We start from the raw sequence: 23,410 nt of genomic DNA, 5'->3' as shown, positions 1-23,410 counted from the left end.
GATCAGGATTATGGCAATCGAGTATCTCAAACGCGGCAAATCCGACGCTGACCGGGCCGAGGATGACGCCAAGACCCGCGCCGTGGTCGAGGCCACGCTGAAAGACATCGAAACCCGTGGTGACGCCGCCGTGCGTGACCTGAGCGAGAAGTTCGACAATTATTCGCCCGCCTCGTTCCGCCTGTCGCCAGATCAGATCGACGAGCTGATCGGCCAACTGACCGAGCGCGAGCTGGACGATATCAAATTCGCGCAGGAACAGGTGCGCAACTTTGCGCAGGCGCAGCGGGACTCGATGCTGGATATCGAGGTCGAGACCCTGCCCGGCGTCATTCTGGGCCACAAGAACATCCCGGTGCAATCGGTTGGCTGTTATGTGCCCGGCGGCAAGTTCCCGATGGTGGCCTCGGCCCATATGTCGGTGGCGACGGCCAGCGTGGCGGGCGTGCCGCGCATCATCGCCTGCACGCCTCCGTTTCAGGGCAAGCCCAACCCGGCGGTGATCGCCGCGATGCATCTGGGCGGGGCGCATGAGATTTACGTGATGGGCGGCATTCAGGCCATCGGCGCGATGGCGCTGGGGACGGAAACCATTGACCCGGTTCACATGCTGGTCGGCCCCGGCAACGCCTTTGTGGCCGAAGCCAAGCGTCAGCTGTTTGGCCGTGTCGGCATCGACCTCTTCGCCGGTCCGACCGAGACCATGGTGATCGCAGATGAGACCGCCGCAGATGCCGAGCTTTGCGCCACCGACCTGCTGGGTCAGGCCGAGCATGGCTATAACAGCCCCTGCGTGTTGCTGACCAATTCGCGCAAACTGGCCGAGGATACTCTGGCCGAGGTCGACCGCTTGCTGGGTATCCTGCCCACCGCCGACACCGCCAAAGTATCCTGGGAAGAATATGGCGAGGTGATCGTCTGTGACACCTATGATGAGATGCTGCAGGTCGCCGATGACATTGCCTCGGAACATGTGCAAGTGATGACCGACCGCGACGACTGGTTCCTTGAGAACATGACCTGCTATGGCGCGTTGTTCCTTGGACCGCGCACCAATGTGTCGAACGGCGACAAGGTGATTGGCACCAACCACACGCTGCCGACGAAAAAGGCGGGCCGCTATACCGGTGGGCTCTGGGTGGGTAAATACTTGAAAACCCACAGCTATCAGAAGGTTCTGACCGATGAGGCGGCGACGCTGATCGGTGAATACGGCTCGCGCCTGTGTATGCTCGAAGGCTTTGTGGGCCATGCCGAGCAATGCAACGTCCGCGTCCGCCGCTATGGCGGGATCAACGTTCCTTATGGCGAGGCGGCCCCCTATCGGGACGCCGCCGAATGAGCGACCCCCATACACAGCACAAGACCCTGATCGCGCCGATCAGGGCGGCTATGTATGATTTTACCGAAACGGGTGTGCGGCAGGCGCTGGCCAAGGTCAGCGCCCCGGATACCCTGTTCCGCCTGTGCCACCCGTTTGGCGACAGCACCGGCAGCGATGCATTTTACGAGACCGCCTATAAGGCCCTGCTGGACGCATGGCCTGACTTGGAGCGGCGCGATTATATCGTCATGGCCGGACCGGATGAACACGGCGCCGATTGGGTCGGTTGCGGCGGCTACTATACCGGCACGTTCACCGGGCCGTGGTTGGATATCCCGCCGACCGGTCATCAGGTGACGATGCGGTTCCATGAATTCTATCGCATCAGCGACGGCCAGATCGTCGAGATGCAGGCGCTGTGGGACATCCCAGAAGTGATGATGCAGGCCAACGCCTGGCCCATGGCCCCCAGTCTTGGCCGCGAATGGCATGTGCCGGGCCCCGCGACGCAGGATGGTCTGGTGCCGGGGCCCTATGATGCCGCCAAAGGCCAGCAAACCTGCCAGCACATCATCGACATGCTGGATCACCTCAAGAAACACCCATCAGAAGGTGGGCCAGAGGTGATGGAGATGGAGAAATTCTGGCACCCCCGCATGAACTGGTACGGGCCCTCGGGCATCGGCACCGGGCGCGGCATGGCCGGGTTTCGCAACTGGCACCAGATTCCGTTTTTGAATGGGATGCCGGATCGCGGGCAATATGTGGATGACATCACCTATCACTTCTTTGGAGATGGCGATTACGCCGCCGTCACCGGCTGGCCGAACATGATCCAGACGGTGACCCATGACGGCTGGATGGGGATTGCGCCCTCGGGCAAACGGATCACCATGCGCAGCCTTGATTTCTGGCGGGTCGAGAAGGGTAAGATCCGGGAAAACTGGGTTCTTGTCGATCTTCTGGACGCCTATCGCCAGCTGGGTGTTGACGTGTTCGCCCGTCTGCGGGAATTCAACAAGGCCCGGAACATGGGCCGCATTGCAATACCGGATGGAATGAATTGATGACTGACCTGCCCCGCACCCCCTCGTTTTCCCTGACCGGCAAAACCGCGCTGGTCACCGGTGCCTCGTCAGGCATTGGGCAGGGCTGCGCCGTGGCACTGGCCGAGGCCGGGGCGCATGTGGTCTGTGCCGCGCGCGGGGCGGATCGGCTGGCTGAGACAGTCGCGGCACTGCAGGCGCAGGGCTGGTCGGCCGAGGCTGCCGTGGTGGATCAGGGCGACTTGCAGGCGCTGAAACAGCTGTTCGAAGGCCGTGCTTTTGACGTGGTGGTCAATTCCGCCGGAACCGCCCGCCACAGCCCGGCTGTCGAGACCACGCCGGAAGATTTCGACGCAGTTACCAGCGTCAATCTGCGCTCGGCCTATTTTCTGTCGTCCTATGCGGCCAAGGCGCTGCTGGCGGCGAACAGGCCGGGGTCGATCATCCATATCTCAAGCCAGATGGGCCATGTGGGCGGCGTGGACCGGGCGCTCTATTGCGCCACCAAACACGGGCTTGAGGGCATGGTCAAAGCGATGGCGATCGAATGGGGCAAACAGCGTATCCGCATCAACACGGTCTGCCCAACCTTCATCCGCACGCCGCTGACACAATCCACCTTCGACAACCCCGAACGCGCCGCGTGGATTATGGACAAGATCAAGCTGGATCGCGTGGGCGAGGTCGAAGACATCATGGGTGCCGTAACCTATCTGGCCTCGGACGCTTCGGCGCTGGTGACGGGCACCTCGATGTTAATTGACGGGGGGTGGACGGCGGACTGATGCGCTATGACGACAAGGATATCAGCATTCAACGCCGTCTACGGGATGCGATCCTTGATGCTATCGTCGAAGAAGGCAAAACGATGATCTATCGACCCTCTGCCGGGATGGCGAATGAAGAACCGCATCACTTTTGGGGGCGTTTTGGCCCGATCTTGGACGAATACGGATTGAAACAGATCGACAAAGACTCTGTTCGGGATGATGCGCAGCAACGGATCGGTAAACTGAACGAACCCGATGCCGATACGGTGCATCAGCTATTTGTTCAGTTTCTGGGCGAGCGCCCCGGAAGCCAACTGCCGGACACCCGGGGTGACTTTCAAGTACCGGACAGTCTGCGTGGGGTCATGGATGCCTGTTGCGATTTGACCTTTGCGGTTCCTACGATCTCGCGCGGTTTTCGTTGGACCGAGCGGGTTGCCCCCGTCATGCGTGACGCAAAACGTTGGGACCATGAAGGTGTGTCCAAGCAGGACGAAAGCCAGGCTATGGTTTCCGAATTTCGTGCGCAACGTGAACAGCGCGGTCGTGAGTTTGAAAAAACGGCACCGATCCATGCCATAGACGGTCTGCGGGACATAGCAAAAGCCGAAGGCCCAATGGCAGCATTGCAATCCCTGAATCAATACCACGATGGCAATGCATGGCTGAGCATTCACGACCCGACCGTACCGCGTGGTGTGCCGACGATGGGGCTAGATGCTGGGATGATATTGCTGGCTGCATTGTTGAGAGAGAAACCTGATGGCTGAAAAGGTCACATCCCTGCAGGTTGCGCAACTGGCCGGTGTCAGCCAGTCAGCGGTCAGCCGGGTTTTCACACCCGGTGCATCCGTCAGCAAAAAGACCGAAGACAAGGTGCGCAAGGCAGCTGCTGAGCTGGGTTACAGGCCCAATGTTCTGGCCCGCGCCATGGTCTCGGGCAAAAGCCGCATCATCGGTCTGGTGGTGGGGTATCTCGAGAATTACTTCTACCCCGAGGCGCTTGAGAAGCTCTCCAACGCTTTGCAGGAACAGGGCTATCACGTGCTGATCTTTATGGCCTCACGCTCGGCCGGGAATATTGACGACGTGATGGAGGAAATTCTGGATTATCAGGTGGATGGGGTCGTTCTTGCCTCGGTTCCAATGTCGTCGGATATCGCTATGCGTTGTCAGCAGGCCGGCGTTCCGGTGGTGCTGTTCAACCGCACGCAGGATCTTGACGGGATCACCACGGTGGCCTCGGACAACTATGCGGGCGGGCGCAAAGTGGCCGAGTTTCTGCTGGCCGGAGGGCATAAGCGCATTGCTTATGTTGCGGGCTGGCAGGGCGCCTCGACCCAGCGCGACCGCGAGGCAGGGTTCCGCGCGGCCTTGACCGAAGGTGGGCAGGATGTTTTTGCCCATGAGGTCGGAGATTTCCATACGGAAAACGCCCGTGCCGCCGCCCGCCGGATGTTTGATGTTGCCCCCGAAAAACGACCCGACGCGGTATTTGTAGCCAATGATCACATGGCTTTGGCGGTGATGGACGTGATCCGCTTTGAACTGGGCCTGCGCGTGCCCGAGGATGTCTCGGTCATCGGTTACGACGACGTGCCGCCCGCCGGGTGGCCGGCCTATAACCTGACGACAATCCGCCAGCGCGCCAATCTTATGGTGGCTGAAACCGTCACCGCACTGCTTGACCATATCGATACCCCGGCCACGGCCAAACCGCGGAAAGTGGCCATTGACGGGCCGCTGATCGTGCGGACCTCGGCGCGGTTGCCGAAGGGGTGGGAACCACAAAGGACTGAGACATGAAGGGTTTTGATCCGAAATTCCGGGATTTCCCGGACTACATCATCGGCATCACCAAAGAGATCTGGGAGGATCGCGGCATCGCGACCCTGCACGAGTATTACGGCAAGGATATCGTGGTGCGGATGCCGGGCAGTGTCTCGACCGGCAATCAGGGTGTCATCGGCGCGACCATGGCGACACTGGCCGAATTCCCCGACCGTACCCTTCTGGGCGAGGATGTGATCTGGTCCGGCACGCCCGAGGATGGGATGCTGTCGAGCCACCGCATCATGTCCACCGCCACGCATCTGGGCGATGGCGCGTTCGGCAAGGCGACCGGGTCCAAGCTGCGCTATCGCATCCTGGCTGACTGCCACGCGCGCAACAATGCCATCGATGATGAGTGGCTGATCCGCGACAATGGCGCGATCGTCCGGCAAATGGGGTGGGAGCCCAAGGCGTTTGCCCGCGACCTGATCGCGCGCGAAGGCGGGGCGGAGGCATGCGTCAAACCCCTGTCCCCGGACAATGATCTGCCGGGCCCCTATTCGGGGCGCGGCAATAACAATGAATGGGGCCAGCGCCATGCTGACCTGCTGACCCGGATGATGGGCGCGGATATGGGGGCGGTTGAACGCGACTATGATCGTGCCGTGCAAAGTGAATATCCCGGCGGAGCCACCGGCCATGGGCGCGACGCGGTGGACCGGTTCTGGATGTCTCTGCGTGCCGCGCTGCCCAATGCGACGTTTACCATTCATCACCAGATCGGACGCGAGGATGCCAACATGCCGCCCCGCTCGGCCATCCGTTGGAGCTTGCATGGGAAACATGATGGCTGGGGGGCGTTTGGCTCTCCCACCGGGGCGGACCTTTATGTGATGGGCATCAGCCACGCCGAATGGGGCGAACTGATCGGCGGCGATATCCGCCTGCGCCGCGAATGGACCCTGTTCGATGAAACGGCGATCTGGAAGCAGCTTCTTCTGGCGACCGGAGACCTGTGATGCCAACCTGCCTCAAACCCAGCGAACAGGCGCGGCGGTATCACTGCCACCGCGCTGCGCTGCGGGCGCGCCGGCTGAACAATCACCCTCCTGGGGCGACGGGCTAAACCCCATCGCAACACACCCCCCACTAGGAGATCACCATGAGCACCATCCAAGACCGCATCGTCCGCTATGGCGAACTGCAGCCCTGCAAAACCGCCTTTATCGACGCCCATACGCCGGGTAGTGACCAGAAAGAGAACTTTACCATCATAGGCGGCGGCGTCTCTGAAAGCCCCGATCAGCATGTCCATATCACCGACAAGATCGGCTTTAATATCGGTGCGGCAGGCCAGCCTCCGAAATGCCGCAACTCACTGCACAGCCACACTACGGCGGAGGTGTTCTTTGTCGCCAAAGGCCGCTGGCGGTTCTTCTGGGGACGCTATGGCACGGCGGGAGAGTTCATCGCCGAGGAGGGCGACATCTTCAACATTCCCACCGGTATCTTTCGCGGATTCGAAAATGTGGGTCAGGATTACGGGATGATCATGTCCATCCTGGGCGGCGACGATGCCGGAGGCGGTGTCACTTGGGCCCCGCAAGTGATCGAGGATGCGCAGGCTCATGGTTTGATGCTGGGTGACAATGGCGTGCTGTACGACAGCAAGAAAGGGCAAGAGCTGCCCCACAACGTGCGCCCTATGCCTTTGCTGACCGAGGAAGAGCTGAAGGCCTATCCCGAGGTGCCGGTCGAAGATGTGGTCGGCAAATACGTTGCGCGGTATTGGGACTTGATGGCCCTGTCGGCCAACAAACCGGCAGTGGTGATAGGCGAGAACGGATGGATCAAGGACAAACCCGGTTTCGAAGTCGATTTTCTGGGCCGAGGATCGTGTGTGCCGGACGCGGTCACAAGCGACAAACCCGTGGTTCTGATGCCGGCCAGTGGGCATTGGCGGATTGCTGTAGATGACCATGAGACGACATTGTCCGTGGGCGACACCGCTCTGGTTCTGCCGGGCGAATCCTATAGTGTTGTGCCATCCATGACCGGGCAGGCTGGCCTGTACCGGATTACCGCAACCAATGATCCGGCCGGAGCAACCTGGACAGGATGACCGCAGACCCGCAGGATACCCATGCTGTCTACGAGCGGCAGGCGACAGAGTATGACAAACGTCGCTCCAAAGCTCTGTTCGAAGCGCGCTGGTTGGCGCGCTTCACGGCCAGTCTTAAACCGGGTGATCACGTGTTGGATCTGGGGTGCGGAACAGGTGACCCAATCGCCCGTTGGTTCATGGCCGAAGGGTTTGACGTCACGGGCGTCGACTTTTCCAAGGCCATGCTGGCCATCGCCCGCGACCGGTGGCCAGACGGAGACTGGCTGCATTCCGATATGCGGGATTTCGATCTGGGTCGTCAGTTCGATGGTATTATCGCATGGAACAGCTTTTTTCATCTGACGGCCGCAGAGCAAAAAGCCTGTATCGCCCGCATGGCGCGCCACTTGCGATCTGGTGGGATGCTGATGTTGACGGTCGGTCCGCGCGCGGGCGAGGCAAGCGGTACAGTTGGCGCAGAAATGGTCTACCACGCGTCTCTTTCGCCTGCCGGATATGCCGGGTGCCTTGAGGACAACGGGCTTCAGATGACCGGATTTCTGGCCGAGGACCCGGAAACGCAAAGCCACACAGTGTTGATGGCGCGTAAACTATAAGGAGGCCAAAGATGCCTGTAAAAACCACGCATGTCGGGTCTTTGCCACGTAAGCAAGAGGTCGTGGACTTTATCTTTGCCCGTGAAAATGGCGAACCCTACGACGCAGCAGCCTTTGATGCTTGCATGGCAGGCGCCGTCGACGAGACCGTCCGCCTACAAGCCGACGCTGGTATAGACGTTGTAAGCGACGGAGAGACGTCGAAGATTTCCTATGCGACTTATGTCAAAGATCGCTATACTGGGTTTTCCGGAGACAGTCCGCGCAATGCGCCGGCGGATCTCAAGATGTTCCCAAGCTTTCTGCAGCGGCTGGCCGATGATGGCGGTACCCCGAAATATGCGCGACCCATGTGCACGGGCGAGGTCCGCTCGAAGGGGCAAGGTGAATTGCAGAAAGACATCGCCAACCTCAAGGCGGCCATGGCGCGGCACGATGTTGGTCAGGGTTTCATGAATGCTGCGTCACCGGGTGTGATCTCGCTGTTTCTGCAAAATGATTTCTACCCAACGCGCGAGGCTTATCTGGCCGCATTGGCAGATTCCATGAAAGAGGAATACGAAACCATTGTCGCGGCGGGTTTGGACATTCAGCTGGATTGCCCCGACCTTGCCCTGTCGCGCCACATGTTGTTCACGGACCTGTCGGATGACGAATTTCTCAGGATCGCGGATATGCATGTCGAGGCCCTGAACCATGCGCTGCAAAACGTGCCGCAGGACCGGGTGCGGGTGCATATCTGCTGGGGTAACTACGAAGGCCCGCATTGTTGCGATATCGCGATGGACAAGGTGTTCAGCACCCTGATGGCAACAAAATCGCGCTATGTCCTATTCGAGACGTCGAACCCGCGCCATGCGCATGAGTGGACTGTGTTCCGTGATCGTAAAGCCGAGATCCCCGACGACAAGGTTCTGGTCCCCGGAGTGGTCGACACCACCACCAATTTCATTGAACACCCCGAGCTTGTGGCGCAACGGATTGAACGCTTTACCGGTATTGTCGGCGAGGATCGGGTTATCGCAGGCAGCGATTGCGGCTTTGGAACTTTTGCGGGATTCGGCGCGATTGATCCGCAGATCGCCTATGCCAAGCTAGAGGCGCTGGCCCAGGGGGCAGAGCTGGCCCGCGCATGACACCGTTGATTCTGTTACCGGGCATGATGTGCGATGCGCGGCTTTTCGGCCCGCAGATTGACGCGCTGTCCGGCAAGGTACCGATGATGACCTTTCCCCTGTGTCAGCACGACAGCGTGCAGGAACTGGCAGCGGATATCCTGCGCAACGCGCCACCCGTATTTGCATTGGCGGGTTTGTCGATGGGCGGGATTGTTGCCATGGAGGTTCTGCGTCAGGCCCCCGAGCGTATTGAACGCCTGGCCTTGCTGGACACGAACCCGATGGCCGAGCTTCCCGATGTCAAAGCCCGCCGTGCTCCGCAGATGGACGCGGTGCGCGAAGGGCGGCTGTGGCATGTGATGCGTGACGAAATGAAACCCAACTATCTAGCAGACGGGCCGCGTCAGGGGGCTGTTCTGGATTTGTGCATGGAGATGGCAACTGACCTGGGCCCTCAAGTCTTTCTGCGTCAATCTCAAGCCTTGATGGACCGTCCCGATCAACGTGCAACCTTGGCTGCCTATACCGGACCCGCTCTGGTTCTTTGCGGTCGAGAGGACGGGCTGTGCCCGGTCGAGCGCCACCAGTTGATGCACGATCTACTGCCAAACAGCGTACTGCACGTCATTGATGGGGCTGGTCACCTGCCCACATTGGAGAAACCAAACGAAACAACGGCGGCTTTGGCGCGCTGGTTGGAGGACATATGACACCATCTCTTTTGTCGCTGTTGCGCAAAGTGGATACACCCACTGTCTGCAACGCCATAGAAGTCGCTCAGGGCAAGCGAGGGTTTGACAGATTTACGCGCGGCACCATGATGTGTTCGGCCCCGAATGAACCTGCAATCGTGGGCTATGCGCGCACGGCCAAAATTGCAGCAGTTGCTCCCCCGACCGAGGAGCCCGACGTTATCCGTGCCAGACGCATGGACTATTACAAATACATGGCTGAAGGCCCCGCGCCCTCGGTCGCTGTGATAGAAGATGTGGATTACCCCAACTGCATCGGCGCCTATTGGGGCGAGATTAACACCACCATTCACAAAGGGTTTGGCATGTCAGGGGCGCTGACCAACGGCGTAATGCGCGATCTTGGTGATCTGCCAGACGGATTCCCGGTTGTTGCAGGCTCAGTTGGTCCAAGCCATGGTTTCGTCCATGTACGCGATCTGGACACGCCGGTCTCGGTATTTGGCATGACGGTAGATCCGGGTGATTTGATCCACGCGGATCGACACGGTGCGTTGGTCATTCCCGAGAATATCGTCGATCAGCTGGAAGGAGCGATCCAAAAGCTGCTGACGACAGAGCGTATCATTCTGGACGCCGCCACCCAGCCGGGTTTTGATTTCGACGCGTTCGAAGCCGCATGGACGGCCTTCGAAAAAGCAAGGGTCTGAACCCGGACTGCCGTGTTCTAAAGCTGCGAACCGATCGGTAAAATGGCCAGAACGCCCGAGACTATGTGATCCCATGCCGAACCTGTCGGCTCGGCGTCAAATCGCAGGACAGTGCCGTCCTGTTGCCGGGTTGTCCAAACCAGTTTGCCTGCCTCTTCAAGCGTCACGTTGTACGTGTACGCGGGCAGCGCCTCGTCCAGCGCGCCCATTGTCCGAACCGCCAAGTCGGGCGAATCGATCAGGATGCCCATCTCGGTGTTGATGTTGACGGATCTGGGATCCCAATTGAACGACCCGACGAACACATAGCGATCATCGATAGTGAACGCCTTGGAATGCAGACCCGAACGGGATTGTGCCCAGTTAACGCCTCGTTGTTGAACCTCATAGGCATCCGGGCGCAGCTCGTACAGCTCGACGCCGGCGCGCAACAGGGCGCGGCGCTTTTTGGCGTAATGGGCATAGACCGGCGCCACGTCGTTCGACGCCAGCGAATTGGTGACGACCTTGATGTCGACGCCGCGATTTTCCAGCTCGGACATCCATGCAACCCCTTTGTTTCGAGGTACAAAATACGCCGAGATGATGTTGACCTCGTTTTGAGCGGTCTCAAAATAGGGCAGCAATTGCGAAGCAAGAACCTGTTCGGGATCATCCGCGCCGGCTGCTTTGGATGGAGGGTCGGCGTATAGCCGGGCCTGAACCCAATCAACAGACAATGCGTTGTCGGCAAAGGTCTCTTGCGCTGACCTGCGCAGGGCGTTGCCATAAGGCGTATCGCGCGCCTCGTCGACAAGGTCATTCAGCCGGTCGCGTGCCTCGTCCAGTGAAACGCCCTTGGGTTCATCAATCACCACAGCGGCTGGAACGGCGAATTCACTGTTCCAGTAGGTATCGAAACTGTCCGAGACCTGACGGACCACTGGGCCAGTGGCCAGCACATCCAGATCCGCATAGTTCATTTCCTCGCGGGCCAGAAAATACTCGGCACCGATATTGCGCCCACCTACAATGGTGAATGTATTGTCTGCGGTCATCGACTTGTTATGCATCCGTCGGTTGATGCGTTTAAAGTCGGTCAGACCGGCGATCAGCAGGCTTTGATCTCGCCAGAACGGGTTGAACAGCCTGATCTCGATATTCTCATGCAGATCAAGGGCGGCAGTCATCGCATCGTATCCGGACGTGTCCATATCGTCCAACAACAGGCGCACGCGGACACCCCTGTCCGCAGCCCGCAACAGGCTTGCAGCAAACAGATGCCCGGTCGGATCGTCGTGTAGAAGATAGTATTGCGCATCAATCGTTTGCTCTGCCGCCGCCGCCATCAGCAGCCGAATGACCAGCGCCTGTTCCCCATCGCTGACAAGTCGTACGCCCGATCGCCCGTCGCCGGGATCGCCCAACCTGCTGGCCGCGCGGTAAAGCTGGCTTGTCGGTTCGGCGGCGACGGATCGCGTCACCGTCTTTTCATAGGTCCGGGACGTGGGCGCGCATGCAGCAAGGGCCAGCATGCAGCAGACATGAACCGTGACGATCCATGACTTCATGAGTTTTTTCCGATCTTCATACTGATAGTGACACTCTAAACGGGCCGGTTTTCAAGGTTGTTGTTTTGAATCCCTGCAAATTGCCTGCGGCTGCGGTTCGATTGCAGATGCCGTTAGGTCCGTTCCTCAGGGATCTTTGTCATATTTGTGATTGTTGAACTCATCGGGTTCTGATCATCTGCGATCTGAAAAAACCTATGCTCAGCCGATGGAAAGACGCGGATATGAAATTGGAATTCCACCATATCAACTTTGTCTCGCAAGATGTGGATCGCCTCCACGATTTTTACACGGGCGTTCTTGGGTTGGATGACATCCCGATCCAGAATTTCCCACGATCCGAGGATACGAAGGACCGTGGCTATAGCGGCAAGATCCGCTTTGCGACCGATGGGCAGATGCAGATGCACCTGGCCGAGAAAGACCTCGGTGTCGCCTTTAAGCATGGCGAAACGATAAACCCGGTCGAACGCGGCCACATCGCTTTTAGAACCGATGATATTGCGGCCTTCATGCAGCTGCTGGACGACAACGGCATTCCCTATTCGGATTATGGAACTGCCTTTGCCAAAGAATGGCATCAGGTGTTCTTTCACGACCCCGAAGGCAACGTCATCGAAGTCCATCAGGCGGTCTGAGTTTGGGTCTTAGGATGTGGCCTCCTCGAACCGGTGCCGAGTGGCGTCGAGATGGGATTGCATCGCTGCGCGGGCTTTACGGTGGTCGCGCTCCAGAACCGCCTGAATGATCTGCAGGTGATCTGAGGTCGCGGTCAGGTGGTGGTGCATCTGATCTTCCAGCGGCCAAAGGTAGTGGTGGTTGAAGATCATCGAGATCGCGTCCTGAAACCCCACGATCAGCCTGTTGTCGGCATGCGCGTTCAGAAACCGATGAAACTTGGTGTCCAGGGCGGGGAAATCCAAGTCAGCGAAATCGGAATGCGCCGAAATCTCGAGATGATCCTGTTTCAACCTGATGAGCCCGCCCCAGAACGGGTCATTCTCGGGGATCTGGCAGAGCTTCTCGACTGCTCTGCTTTCGAACATCACGCGGACCTCATGCAGCTCTAGCGCGTATTTTCTGGTGACGCCTTCCAAAACCCATCGGCGGTGGTGGTCCTTGCGGACGAACCCGAACCGGCTGAGCCCGATCAGAAATTCGCGCATGGTCTGGACCGAAACGTTGAGCTGTCGCGCCAGAAGCCTCTCGTTCAGCAGTGCGCCCGGACCGATATCCTCGCTTCGGATCATCTGCATGAACGTGGCCTCCAAGGCATCGCGCATGTCCATGGTTTCGCTGGCGGCGAAATAATCCCGCCGCTGAGGGACCCGAAGCAGTTGCCGGTCTGGCCCGGCCTGCGTCAATATCCCGACTTTTTCCAACCTGTTCAGTATTGCGCGTGCGGTTGTTCTGCTGACATCCAATTGTCGCGCGATCGCCGAGATGTTCTGGATGCTGGGATTGGCGACCAAAGCGTCCAGCATGGCATTATAGGCGGCTTTGAAAACGCGATCCGGGCGTGCCATGGCCATGTTCCTGATGTTTAATAAGATGTTTTTAATAGGGTTAAAGACATTTGAGCGCAAGTTGCCGACGGAATATGATCCGGGCAACCTGCGCTGAACATCAGCCACGCATTTGGTGCGGTGGCGAGCGCGGGGCGCAATGACATCACTGATTCAGGACACCCGAAAATGACGTCGAACACTTATGTGCCCAGCGCGACACGCTATGCGGAGATGACCTATAATTATTGCGGCAACAGCGGTCTGAAACTGCCCGCGATCTCGCTGGGGCTGTGGCATAATTTTGGTGCTGACCGGCCTCATCAGTTGAAACAACAACTTTGTCGAACGGCATTTGATCTGGGGATCACGCATTTTGATCTGGCCAACAATTATGGCCCGCCTGCGGGCAGCGCTGAAGAGGCGTTTGGTAAAATCCTGAAAAATGATTTTGCCGGTTACAGGGATGAATTGGTGATCTCGTCCAAAGCCGGATATGACATGTGGCCAGGCCCTTACGGCGAATGGGGTAGCCGGAAATACCTGATTGCGTCCTGTGACCAAAGTCTTCGGCGGATGGGTCTTGATTATGTGGATATCTTCTATTCACATCGGTTTGATCCGAATACGCCGCTCGAGGAAACCATGGGCGCGCTGGATCAGATCGTGCGCTCTGGCAAGGCGCTTTATGTGGGGATTTCGTCCTATAATTCCCAACGCACGCGCGAGGCTGCGGCGATCCTGAAGGACCTTGGCACGCCCTGCATCATTCATCAGCCCAGCTACAACATGATCAACCGGTGGGTTGAGACGGACGGGCTGAAGGCCACGCTGCAAGAGCTGGGGATCGGGTCGATCGCATTCACCCCTCTGGCGCAGGGGATGTTGACCGGCAAGTATCTGAGCGGCGTGCCCGAAGGCAGCCGAGCAACCGAAGACAAATCACTGAACCCCGATCTGCTGACCGAAAGCACGATCGAGAACCTGCGCAATCTGGATGCGATTGCCAAAAGGCGCGGTCAGACGTTGGCGCAGATGGCAATTGCCTGGGTGTTGCGCGATGGCGGGATCACCACGGCGTTGATCGGTGCATCCCGCAGTGAACAGATCGTCGACTGTGTCGGGGCGCTGAAAAATATCGACTTCACGGCCGATGAACTGGCTGAAATCGACCGCTATTCGCAGAATGGCGAGGTCAACCTTTGGGCTCAATCCTCGGACAGCTAAGTCCAAACGCCGGATCAGAAAAGGACTGAACATGGACAAACCCGTTATCGGATTCATTGGCGTTGGGCTGATGGGTCATGGCATGGCCAAAAACATCGTGGAAAAAGGATACCCCCTTGTGGTGATGGGGCATCGCAACCGACAACCCGTCGAGGATCTTGTGCAGCGTGGTGCGACCGAAGTCGCCTCGGCGCGTGAAATGGCCGAGGCCTGCGACATCATCCATTTGTGCGTCTCGGGCAGCCCGCAGGTCGAACAGCTGATCCGCGGCGAAAACGGTATCCTGGCCTCGGGCAAACAAGGGTTGGTGGTTGTTGATTGTTCGACATCGGATCCCGTGTCGACCTTGCAACTTGTGCAAGAGCTGCGGGCTGGGGGCATGGATCTTGCAGACGCACCTTTGGGTCGAACTCCGAAAGAGGCCGAGGCCGGAACGCTGGATACAATGGTCGGCGCATCGCCCGAAACCTTGGCGCGCATCAAACCGGTACTGGAATGCTGGGCCGGTCTGGTTGTGCATATGGGTGAGGTCGGGATGGGTCACAAGATGAAGCTGGTCAACAACTTCGTCGCTATGGGCTATGCTGTTCTGTATTCCGAGGCGCTGGCCGTTGCCCGTAAGGCCGGGCTGACCGTAGAACAGGTGGATTCTGTTCTGCGTCCAAGCCGCCTGTCCAACGGGTTCTACGATACATTCATGAAATGGACGCTCGAGGGGGATGAAAACGCCCATCGCTTTGCCATCACGAACGCGCATAAAGACATGCGATATGTCGCGAACCTGGCCAATAGTATCGGCGCGGTCACGCCGGTACAGGCAACTTTGCGTAACGCGTTTGCGGCGATGGAGGCTGCAGGTCGCGGTGACGACTATGTACCCATGCTGGCTGATTTTATTGCGGAAACCAATGGTCTGACCACGGACAAGTCCAAAGCTTAGGACTGCACGCGCGGTTGTGGCGCATTCCACCTGTCAGGCAACGCCCTTATCCCGGTTCTCAACGGGATAGGGGACAAATATGGACAGCAACCCCCAACAGGAAGATGGATCACTGAAGCGGCCTCTGGCTGTTGCATTTGTGATTGGCATCGCTTTGGCGATCATTCTGTCTGTTTTTCTGTATATGTCCCGCGAAACCGGGAACCGGATAGGTGACATGCGAATGGCATGGCAGGACTATTCGGTCGAGACCACACCGCGTGGCTACTGGATATCGGACATTCGCGAAGACTTTGGCTATGGCGGATTGATCCACAACTTCAAGAACTATGTGCTGCGCAATGACCCCGATTTGGGTCCACGCCTGCGACGGCAGTCCCAAAGCCTGCTGGATACCATCGCGGCCTATCGCGCCTCGGACCCATCCCCCACTGAATTGGAAGCGTTAGCGCAGATCGAAGCCGTGGCCCTGGAATACACTGGCAATATCCCTTTGATCGAGGAGGGTATCGCCGCAGGCCTGAGCGCAGAGCAGATCGATGCGTTGGTGCGTGTGGATGACCGTGACGCCCTGGCGGCATTGGCGACCCTCGAAACCTTGTGGGTGCAAGAACGCGACCGCAGTCTGTCCAGTATGGTGCGCGCGTTCTCGGACGGAGAACGTCTGGTCCGAAACTTCTCGTTTCTGCTGGTGGGGTTGATCGTTTTGGTTGGCGTGATCGCGATCCTGACCACTTTGCTGATCGCCAATATCTTGCGCACCAACCGTCGCCTGAAGGCCGAACTTGCCTTGCGTGAACAAGTGGAACTGGCCGAGCGCAAACTGGCGCGGGCGGTTGAACAAAGCCCGGCCTCGATCATCATCACCGACACCGACCTGAGGATTGAATACGCCAACCGCAAGTTCTTTGACCTCAGTGGCTATGGCCCGGACGAGGTCTATGGTCATTCGCCCAAAATGCTGCAATCGGGGCATTCAGGGCAGGGGGTCTATAGCGACCTGAAGGCCAAGCTGAAAAACGGCCAAAGCTGGTACGGTGTGTTTCGCAACTTGCGCAAAGACGGGACGCATTACTGGGTTTCGACCGCGATTTTCCCGCTGGTCGATCAGAATGGTAGCATCACCCATTATATTGGTATCGGCGAGGACATGACCGAATCCCGCCGTACGCGCGAGCAATTCGCGCAGGTCCAGAAGATGGAGGCTGTGGGCATTCTCGCCGGTTCGGTCGCGCACGACTTCAACAACGTGCTGATGAGCGTGATCGGAAATGCCGATCTGATCGAGTTGGACGCCGAGGATAACAAGGACATTCAGACCTCGGTCAACCATATTCGTATCGCGGCACGTCGCGCCCAGGCGCTGGTGCGCAAGATGCTGACCTTTGCCCGCCAGCGGCCTCGAAATCCGCAACGCGGTGACATGGTCAAAGCCACGCAAGAGGCGCTGGACCTGATCAAGGTCGCCGCGCCTCCCAGCGTCAAGACCCGCTTTGACATCGACATTGAACAGGCTTTTGCTGAATTTGACGGCACCTTGTTTTTTCAGACCCTGCTGAACTTGTGCCACAACGCGTTCGAAGCAATCGGCGATCACCCGGGCGAGGTTGTGTTGCGCATCAGTCAGGCCGAGGATGAATCCCTTGACGATCTGCCGGACGATGCGATTGGGGTGATCCGACTGGATGTGACCGATGACGGGCCGGGGATGACGCCCGAGGTGCAAGAGAAGATATTCGAACCCTTCTTTTCTACCAAACCGGTCGGGAAAGGCACCGGTCTGGGTATGGCGATCGTCCGCAACAGCGTCGAGGAATGCCGCGGGCGGGTCGAACTTTCCTCGACGCCGGGCAAGGGGACCCTGTTCAGCCTGTTCTATCCCATGATGCCGATTCTGAGTGCGCAACAGCAGCAAGAGGCCCGCGCCGTCACCGGGGACGAACACATCCTGCTGGTCGATGACGACGAGAATATTCTCTATGTCACGCGCCGGTTGCTCACGCGCTATGGCTACCGGGTCGAGGCCTATTCCGAGCCGATGCGCGCGCTGGATGCCTTTAGGGCGGCCCCGGGCAGCTATGACGTGATCGTGTCGGATTTGATGATGCCGGGGTTGATGGGAACGGATCTTATCGCCTCTGCTCGTGCTGTCCGGCCGAATGTTCCGACGATTCTGGTCAGCAGTTATTTCGATGACGCAGAAAGCCCGGCCGAAGGCGATACAACGGTCCGGGTGCAGAAACCCTTTGATGTTCAAAGTCTTGCGCGGATTATCCGATCTCTTGTCCCCTGACGCCTGTTACATTTCTTAACATCTTTTCACGTCTTTTTACTGCGTTCAAATCAGCACGACACAACTGCCCCCTAAGGTTCGCCGTGCCGGTCCTCGGCCAAACCGAGTGATCGGAATAGCGATAAAGGGGCTTTTAGATGATGACCAAAGCCAGAACATGGTTCTCGGCGCTGTCGACAGTTTCGCTGCTGACGATGAGCGCTGCGTTCCCGGTTCACCAGGCCCAGGCGGATGAGCCGGGCCCGGTAGAAGCCATAGAGTTCGACCCAGCCAAGGCGGCCCTTGGCAAACGACTTTTCTTTGATCCGCGACTGTCCGGCGACGCTGCGCTGTCCTGTTCCAGTTGCCACCAGCCGGAAAACGGGTTCACCGACGGGCAGGCCCTGTCGGACGCCTATACGGGCAACCTGCATTTCCGCAACGTGCCCACGCTGATCAACAGCGCCAAGCGCGAGGCATGGTTCCATGACGGGCGCATAGGCACCAACCTGAATGACGTGACCCGCGAAAGCATCACCGAGACCTATTCCATGAACATGGACATGCGTCTGATGCAGGAACGCATCAAGCAGGACCCGGTCTATGTCGAGATGTTCGAAGCCGCCGGATTTGGTGAGCCTTCGAACGGTGGCGTTCGCAACGCGATCCCGGAATATCTGAAAACGCTGATCTCGCGCGGCGCGCCATTTGACACCGGAGAGATGTCGGACGAAGCCAAGGCGGGCTATGAGCTGTTCAACGCCAGCGGCTGTAATTCGTGCCACTCGGGCGAACGGTTCACCGATGACCTGCCGCACAATATCGGTGTTGGCGACAACCCCGACATTTGGGCGGATCCGACCCGACACATCACCTTCGTGACGATGATGAAATTCCTCGGCGTCGAGAACTACATGAACCTGCGCGCCGATCCCGGTGCCTATATCCGCACCCACACTGCCAACACGTTCGGCACCTTCATGACCCCCACACTGCGCGAGCTGACCTATACCGCGCCGTATATGCACAACGGCACGATGGAAACGCTCGAAGATGTGGTGGCCTTCTACAATGCCGGTGGCGGTGACGATGAAAACAAGGATCCGCGCATCAAACCGCTGAACCTTTCCGAGACCGAGCAAGCACAGCTGGTGGCCTTCCTCAAGGCGCTGTCCGGTGAGCCTCTGACCGGCCCCGACTTCGTCGCCGAGGAAATCGATACGGACTATGCGCCGATCGAAAACTGGCGTGAAACGACAAACTGAGGAGTGGACCCATGAAAGACCTTAAGTCTTACCTTTCAGGCACAATCGCCACCGCTGCCTTGTTTGCCGCCATCGGTTCGCAAGCGTTCGCTGCGGACAGTATCGCGATTGAGGCCGGTATCGGCGGCGCAGACCCCGACCCGGACGCGCCGCTGGTGGCGCTGGGCGAGCCGCCCATCCCGCTGGATAACCCACAGACCGAGGCCAAGATCGAACTGGGCAAAATGCTGTTCTTCGATCCGCGTCTGGGCGGGAACGAGACAACGCCCTGTTCGGCCTGTCACCTGCCCGATGTGGGCTGGGACGTCGAAGCGCCGATCTCGTTCGGTTATCCCGGCACGACTCACTGGCGCAACAGCCAGACCATCGTGAACTCGGCTTACTACGGCAAACTGTTCTGGGCGGGATCAAGTAAAAGCCTTGAAAGCCAGGCCAAATCCGCTGCAGGCGGTGCAGTCGCCGGCAACGGCGAAGCCGACATGATGGAAGCGCGTCTGGCCTTTGTGCCCGAATATGTCGAACGCTTTAACGACGTCTTCGGCGATCAGTGGCCGCGTATCAGCAACGCATGGCGCGCCATCGCCGCGTTTGAACGCACCATCGTTCAGACCGACACACCCTTCGACAATTATCTGCGCGGGGATGATGCGGCGCTAACCGACGAACAGAAACGCGGGCTGGAGCTGTTCACTGGCAAGGCGCAGTGTTCCGAATGCCACAACGGCGCGCTGCTGTCGGACGAGAAATACTACAACACCGGCGTTCCGCCCTATAGCGGCTGGGAAGATGACGGTCTGGCGCAAGTGACCTTCCGGTATGAGCTCTATTCCAAAGGCTCGACCGAGGATTTCTATCGCCACACCAAAGACGACCCCGGCTTCTATTTCCGCACCAAGGAAAAGGCCGATCTGGGCAAGTTCCGCACGCCGAGCCTGCGCTACACTCTCTACACCGAACCCTACATGCATAACGGCATGTTGGAGACGCTTGAGGACGTAGTTGAATTCTACAACCAGGGCGGCGGCGAGAATGAATTCGCAGCAACCAAATCCGATCTGATCCAGCCGCTTGGCCTGAACGATCAGGAAAAGGCGGATCTGGTGGCCTTCCTGAAATCCCTGTCCGGTGACGAGATCTTGGTCGAAGAACCTGATCTGCCGGATTACCAGCCGCTTTCTGCGGTTGCAGCAGAGGAGTAAGCGTCATGAAAGATCATAACGCAACCGGATGCAGCTGTTCGGGCGAGGCCAAAAAGGCCTGCACCGTGAACCGCCGCCAGTTCCTGTTCGCCTCGGGTGCCACAACCTTTGCCGTGATGGTGGCCATGCCCACCCGCCACGGTCAGGCAGAACAGGTGCCCGCATTGGTATCCACCTATCCGCGTAAGCTGATCGGCAAGCTCTCTGAGTTAGAGCAGGATGTCCCGGTCGAGTTCTACTACCCGGATGAGGGCGACTATTCGGACTCGATTCTGGTCAAGACCGGCGTGGAAAGCGGCGGCGGCATTGGTCCGCAAAAGGATGTTGTGGCCTTCAACCTCACCTGCACCCATCAGGGCGGGTCGATGTATGACAGCTACAAGCCGGAACATAAGGTGCTGGGCCCATGTCCGCTGCACCTGTCCACCTATGACGTGACACGGCACGGCATCCTCGTCTCGGGGCAAGCCTATCAGTCGCTGCCGCAGGTTCTTTTGGAACTGGACGGCGATGACATCTACGCCGTTGGCATGTTCGGCCTGATCTACGGCCGCTACGACAACCTCATTGCATAAGGGAAACGGAATCATGGCAACCCCGTATTACGTACCCGAAACCAACGTCCCGCTGCCGCCCAAAGGCGCAGAGGTCATCTCGACCGCCTGCGACTACTGCATCGTGGCCTGTGGTTACAAAGTCTACCGCTGGCCCGTGACGGCCAAACCCGGTGGCCCCACCGCAGACGAAAACGCATTTGGCGAGGATTTCCCTGTTGCACCCTTGGGTGCCTGGGTCGCGCCGAACCAGCACAATATCGTTCTGCACAAAGGTCAGCCGCACCACGTGGTGATCATTCCTGACAAGGACACGCAATACGTCAACACCGACGGCGACAGCTCCTTGCGGGGCGGATGTATTGCGCAGAAATGCTATAACCCGCAGACACCGACACGCGACCGTCTGAAGACACCGCTGATGCGGATCTATGGCACGCTGATGCCGGTTCCGTGGGATCTGGCGCTGGATGTGGCGGCTGAAGTGGGTAACCACGTCATCGCCAAGCACGGCACCAATGCCTATGGCGTGAAAACCTTCAGCTATCAGTATATCGAGAACACCTATGCGATCTCGAAATACGCGCTGCGCCATATCAACACCGCCAATTTCACCTTCCACGACACGCCGTCCGACGTGACCTCGACCCCCGGTTTCCGGGATGCGGGTTTCGACAATTTCGGCCCGTCGTATGAGGATTGGCGCGATGCGGAAACCCTTCTGGTCTGCGGCACCGACCCGTATGAGACTAAGACCATCCTCTATACCCAGTGGATGATGAAGGGGATGCAGAACGGTCAGAAGGAAATCTATCTGATCCCGCGCCGGTCTGCCGGTGTGGCCCATGCTGAGAAAATGGGTGGCCTGCATATCGACGTTCTGCCCGGTACCGACCTGCTGGTTGTCAACGCCATCGCCCGCGTCATCGTGGAAAATGGCTGGGAAGACAGCGACTGGATCAAGAAATGGGTCAACAACAAGTGGGAAAGCTCGTCCGGCTTCGGTCAGGGTACTCGGAACACGCCATGGCAGTGGCGCACGACCTGGGGCAAGTTCCAGACCAAAGGCTTTGAAGACTGGAAAGAGTGGCTGCTGTCGCAAGACGAGTTCTCGCCCGAGAACGCGGCCGCAATGGCCGAAATCGACGTGCAGAAAATCTATACTGCCGCCGAATGGCTGGCCAAACCCAAGGCGGATGGCACCCGGCCCAAAACCTCGGTCATGATCGAGAAAGGGTTTTACTGGTCCAACAACACCGGCAACACACAGGCGATTTCCGCGCTGGGCATCATCTGTGGCTGTGGCGGTCGTCCGGGTCAGGTCATTGGCCGGGCCGGTGGTCACCAGCGGGGCGGCGTGAAGGGCGGGAAATATCCGCGCAACAAATCGCCCGAGAAGCTGCCCGGTCGCCGTCGCCGCGCCATGGATACCGACCGGTATCTGATCGCAGGTCATACCCGTATGGCCCACGTGATCGGCACCACATGGATCCAGTCCATGTGCGGCAGCCAGCAACTGGCCGACAAGTTCGAGGAACTGACCGTCCGCAACCCGCACCAGATTGCCTCTTTCGACAAGCAAGAGATGATCGATACGCTGAAGGCCCGCGCCGACAGCGGCGGTATGGTGGTGATCAACCAGGACATCTATCTGCAAGACCCGATCGGCAACCGCTACGCCGACATCGTGTTCCCCGCAGCGACCTGGGGTGAAGAGGACTTCCTGCGCGCCAACGGCGAACGCCGTCTGCGTCTGTATCAGAAGTTCTATGATGCGCCGGGCGCGGCCAAGCCCGACTGGTGGATCATCGCGCAGCTGGCACAGCGGATGGGCTTTGACGGGTTCGACTGGCAGAACTCGAACGAGGTCGCGGAAGAGGCCGTGCGCTTTACCCGCGGGTCGCGCAAGGACTTCCACGCGGTGCATCGTCTGGCCAAAGCTGAGGGCAAAACCCTTCACCAGAAGGTCCGTGAGTTTGGCACTGATGGCGTTCAATGCCCGGTCATGCTGGATGCCGATGGGGTCACGCTGATTGAAACCAAGCGTCTGCACGACACAACCCGCGAACTGCCCGATACCGGTGCAGCTGGTGCGGATGTGTTCAACAAGAAGCTGACGCATTTCAACAGCCAGACCGGCAAGTGCAACATCCAGAAGTCTCCGTGGGGTCTGTTCTCGGACTATTGGGAATGGCTCAGCCCGAACAAGGAAGAAGGCGAGTTGTGGGCGACCTCCGGTCGGATCAACGAACGCTGGCAGTCTGGCTTTGACGACCGTCGCCGCCCGTATATCGTGCAGCGCTGGCCGGAAAACTGGGTTGAGATTCACCCCGACGATGCAGCCGAGCGTGGCATCGAAAGCGGCGACTATGTGATGGTCTATTCGGAACGTGTTCCGGGCAACAAGACCACGCTGCTGGGTGTGGAAGGCGACGACTTCCAGTTCTCGAAACTGATGGAGAACGGGCATATCGAACTGACCAAAGCGGCGATCACCGCCGTGGCCATGGTCACGCCCGCCATCAAGAAAAGCGTGGTTTACATGGACTTCCTGCACATGCAGCAGCCTGCGAACGCGCTTGAGGGCCGGATCGTCGACTGGATCAGTGGCAACTACAACTACAAGATGGGCGTTGCCAAGCTGCGGAAACTGGGGCCGAGCCCCTACAAGACCTCGTTCCGTACGATGTCCTTCGCGCCGCGCGACATCGCCTGACGGCTTTCCGAGGGGCGGTCGCCATGCC

General features: G+C 58.7%; 21 protein-coding genes. 19 read left to right on the top strand and 2 right to left on the bottom strand.

Annotated features, from left to right (window positions below):
• Window positions 1-10: 10 nt before the first annotated feature.
• The 11 genes from hisD (at window position 11) to J7380_RS10425 (ending at window position 10,154) form a co-directional block, all read left to right on the top strand.
• Window positions 11-1,342 (top strand): histidinol dehydrogenase, encoded by a 1,332-nt coding sequence (gene hisD, locus J7380_RS10475; RefSeq protein WP_209195699.1) that lies wholly within the window; start codon window positions 11-13, stop codon window positions 1,340-1,342.
• A complete protein-coding gene (locus J7380_RS10470; protein ID WP_209195698.1) occupies window positions 1,339-2,391 on the top strand; it encodes an ester cyclase in 1,053 nt (350 codons plus the stop codon). Before hisD ends, J7380_RS10470 begins: the two co-directional genes overlap by 4 nt.
• Complete coding sequence (locus J7380_RS10465) at window positions 2,391-3,155, top strand: SDR family oxidoreductase (RefSeq protein ID WP_209195697.1); 765 nt, start codon at window positions 2,391-2,393, stop codon at window positions 3,153-3,155. Before J7380_RS10470 ends, J7380_RS10465 begins: the two co-directional genes overlap by 1 nt.
• Window positions 3,155-3,910 carry a hypothetical protein gene (locus J7380_RS10460; RefSeq protein ID WP_209195696.1) on the top strand — a complete coding sequence of 252 codons (756 nt, stop codon included), beginning with the start codon at window positions 3,155-3,157 and terminating at the stop codon, window positions 3,908-3,910. The genes J7380_RS10465 and J7380_RS10460 overlap by 1 nt, the downstream gene beginning before the upstream one ends.
• Entirely contained in the window at window positions 3,903-4,946 is a 1,044-nt protein-coding gene (locus J7380_RS10455) for a LacI family DNA-binding transcriptional regulator (RefSeq protein WP_209195695.1), read from the top strand. Before J7380_RS10460 ends, J7380_RS10455 begins: the two co-directional genes overlap by 8 nt.
• Entirely contained in the window at window positions 4,943-5,932 is a 990-nt protein-coding gene (locus J7380_RS10450; protein WP_209195694.1) for a nuclear transport factor 2 family protein, read from the top strand. The genes J7380_RS10455 and J7380_RS10450 overlap by 4 nt, the downstream gene beginning before the upstream one ends.
• A 143-nt stretch (window positions 5,933-6,075) precedes the next feature.
• On the top strand, window positions 6,076-7,035 hold the full coding sequence (locus tag J7380_RS10445; protein ID WP_209195693.1) for a cupin: 960 nt from the start codon (window positions 6,076-6,078) through the stop codon (window positions 7,033-7,035).
• Window positions 7,032-7,634, top strand: a complete 603-nt coding sequence (locus J7380_RS10440) for a class I SAM-dependent methyltransferase (protein ID WP_170755251.1) — start codon at window positions 7,032-7,034, stop codon at window positions 7,632-7,634. Before J7380_RS10445 ends, J7380_RS10440 begins: the two co-directional genes overlap by 4 nt.
• A gap of 11 nt (window positions 7,635-7,645) precedes the next feature.
• The gene (locus J7380_RS10435) at window positions 7,646-8,770 is read left to right on the top strand and encodes a cobalamin-independent methionine synthase II family protein (protein ID WP_209195692.1); all 1,125 of its coding nucleotides are present in this window, start codon (window positions 7,646-7,648) and stop codon (window positions 8,768-8,770) included.
• The gene (locus tag J7380_RS10430) at window positions 8,767-9,462 is read left to right on the top strand and encodes an alpha/beta hydrolase (protein ID WP_209195691.1); all 696 of its coding nucleotides are present in this window, start codon (window positions 8,767-8,769) and stop codon (window positions 9,460-9,462) included. Before J7380_RS10435 ends, J7380_RS10430 begins: the two co-directional genes overlap by 4 nt.
• Window positions 9,459-10,154 (top strand): RraA family protein, encoded by a 696-nt coding sequence (locus J7380_RS10425; protein ID WP_209195690.1) that lies wholly within the window; start codon window positions 9,459-9,461, stop codon window positions 10,152-10,154. The genes J7380_RS10430 and J7380_RS10425 overlap by 4 nt, the downstream gene beginning before the upstream one ends.
• A 17-nt stretch (window positions 10,155-10,171) precedes the next feature.
• Here J7380_RS10425 and J7380_RS10420 read toward each other — a convergent pair whose 3' ends face one another.
• Window positions 10,172-11,704, bottom strand: a complete 1,533-nt coding sequence (locus J7380_RS10420) for a phospholipase D family protein (protein WP_209195689.1) — start codon at window positions 11,702-11,704, stop codon at window positions 10,172-10,174.
• Window positions 11,705-11,928: 224 nt separating this feature from the next.
• Between J7380_RS10420 and J7380_RS10415 the strand changes: the two genes are divergently transcribed.
• On the top strand, window positions 11,929-12,342 hold the full coding sequence (locus J7380_RS10415) for a VOC family protein (RefSeq protein ID WP_209195688.1): 414 nt from the start codon (window positions 11,929-11,931) through the stop codon (window positions 12,340-12,342).
• 9 nt (window positions 12,343-12,351) lie between these two features.
• Here the strand turns inward: J7380_RS10415 and J7380_RS10410 are convergent, their stop codons facing one another.
• Window positions 12,352-13,230 carry an FCD domain-containing protein gene (locus J7380_RS10410; protein ID WP_209195687.1) on the bottom strand — a complete coding sequence of 293 codons (879 nt, stop codon included), beginning with the start codon at window positions 13,228-13,230 and terminating at the stop codon, window positions 12,352-12,354.
• A 168-nt stretch (window positions 13,231-13,398) separates the two neighbouring features.
• On the opposite strand from J7380_RS10410, the gene mgrA reads away from it, so the two are divergent.
• From mgrA to J7380_RS10375, 7 genes are all read left to right on the top strand, one after another.
• Window positions 13,399-14,436, top strand: a complete 1,038-nt coding sequence (gene mgrA, locus J7380_RS10405; protein WP_209195686.1) for an L-glyceraldehyde 3-phosphate reductase — start codon at window positions 13,399-13,401, stop codon at window positions 14,434-14,436.
• A complete protein-coding gene (locus J7380_RS10400; protein ID WP_348539094.1) occupies window positions 14,363-15,376 on the top strand; it encodes an NAD(P)-dependent oxidoreductase in 1,014 nt (337 codons plus the stop codon). The genes mgrA and J7380_RS10400 overlap by 74 nt, the downstream gene beginning before the upstream one ends.
• Window positions 15,377-15,455: 79 nt before the next feature.
• On the top strand, window positions 15,456-17,669 hold the full coding sequence (locus J7380_RS10395; protein WP_209195684.1) for an ATP-binding protein: 2,214 nt from the start codon (window positions 15,456-15,458) through the stop codon (window positions 17,667-17,669).
• A gap of 137 nt (window positions 17,670-17,806) precedes the next feature.
• Window positions 17,807-18,913 (top strand): cytochrome c peroxidase, encoded by a 1,107-nt coding sequence (locus tag J7380_RS10390; protein ID WP_247742506.1) that lies wholly within the window; start codon window positions 17,807-17,809, stop codon window positions 18,911-18,913.
• A gap of 11 nt (window positions 18,914-18,924) precedes the next feature.
• Window positions 18,925-20,112, top strand: a complete 1,188-nt coding sequence (locus J7380_RS10385) for a cytochrome c peroxidase (RefSeq protein WP_209195683.1) — start codon at window positions 18,925-18,927, stop codon at window positions 20,110-20,112.
• A 5-nt stretch (window positions 20,113-20,117) separates the two neighbouring features.
• Complete coding sequence (locus tag J7380_RS10380) at window positions 20,118-20,687, top strand: arsenate reductase (azurin) small subunit (protein ID WP_170724694.1); 570 nt, start codon at window positions 20,118-20,120, stop codon at window positions 20,685-20,687.
• Window positions 20,688-20,700: 13 nt separating this feature from the next.
• Window positions 20,701-23,382, top strand: coding sequence for an arsenate reductase (azurin) large subunit (locus tag J7380_RS10375; protein WP_209195682.1), 2,682 nt, complete (start codon window positions 20,701-20,703; stop codon window positions 23,380-23,382).
• The last annotated feature ends 28 nt before the right edge of the window (window positions 23,383-23,410 follow it).

Origin of the sequence: Ruegeria sp. R8_1, from assembly GCF_017743815.1 — a bacterium.
GTDB classification, from domain to species: Bacteria; Pseudomonadota; Alphaproteobacteria; order Rhodobacterales; family Rhodobacteraceae; genus Ruegeria; species Ruegeria lacuscaerulensis_A.
Note: the sequence above shows the minus strand (reverse complement) of the source record. Positions and strands in the feature narration are given on the sequence as shown.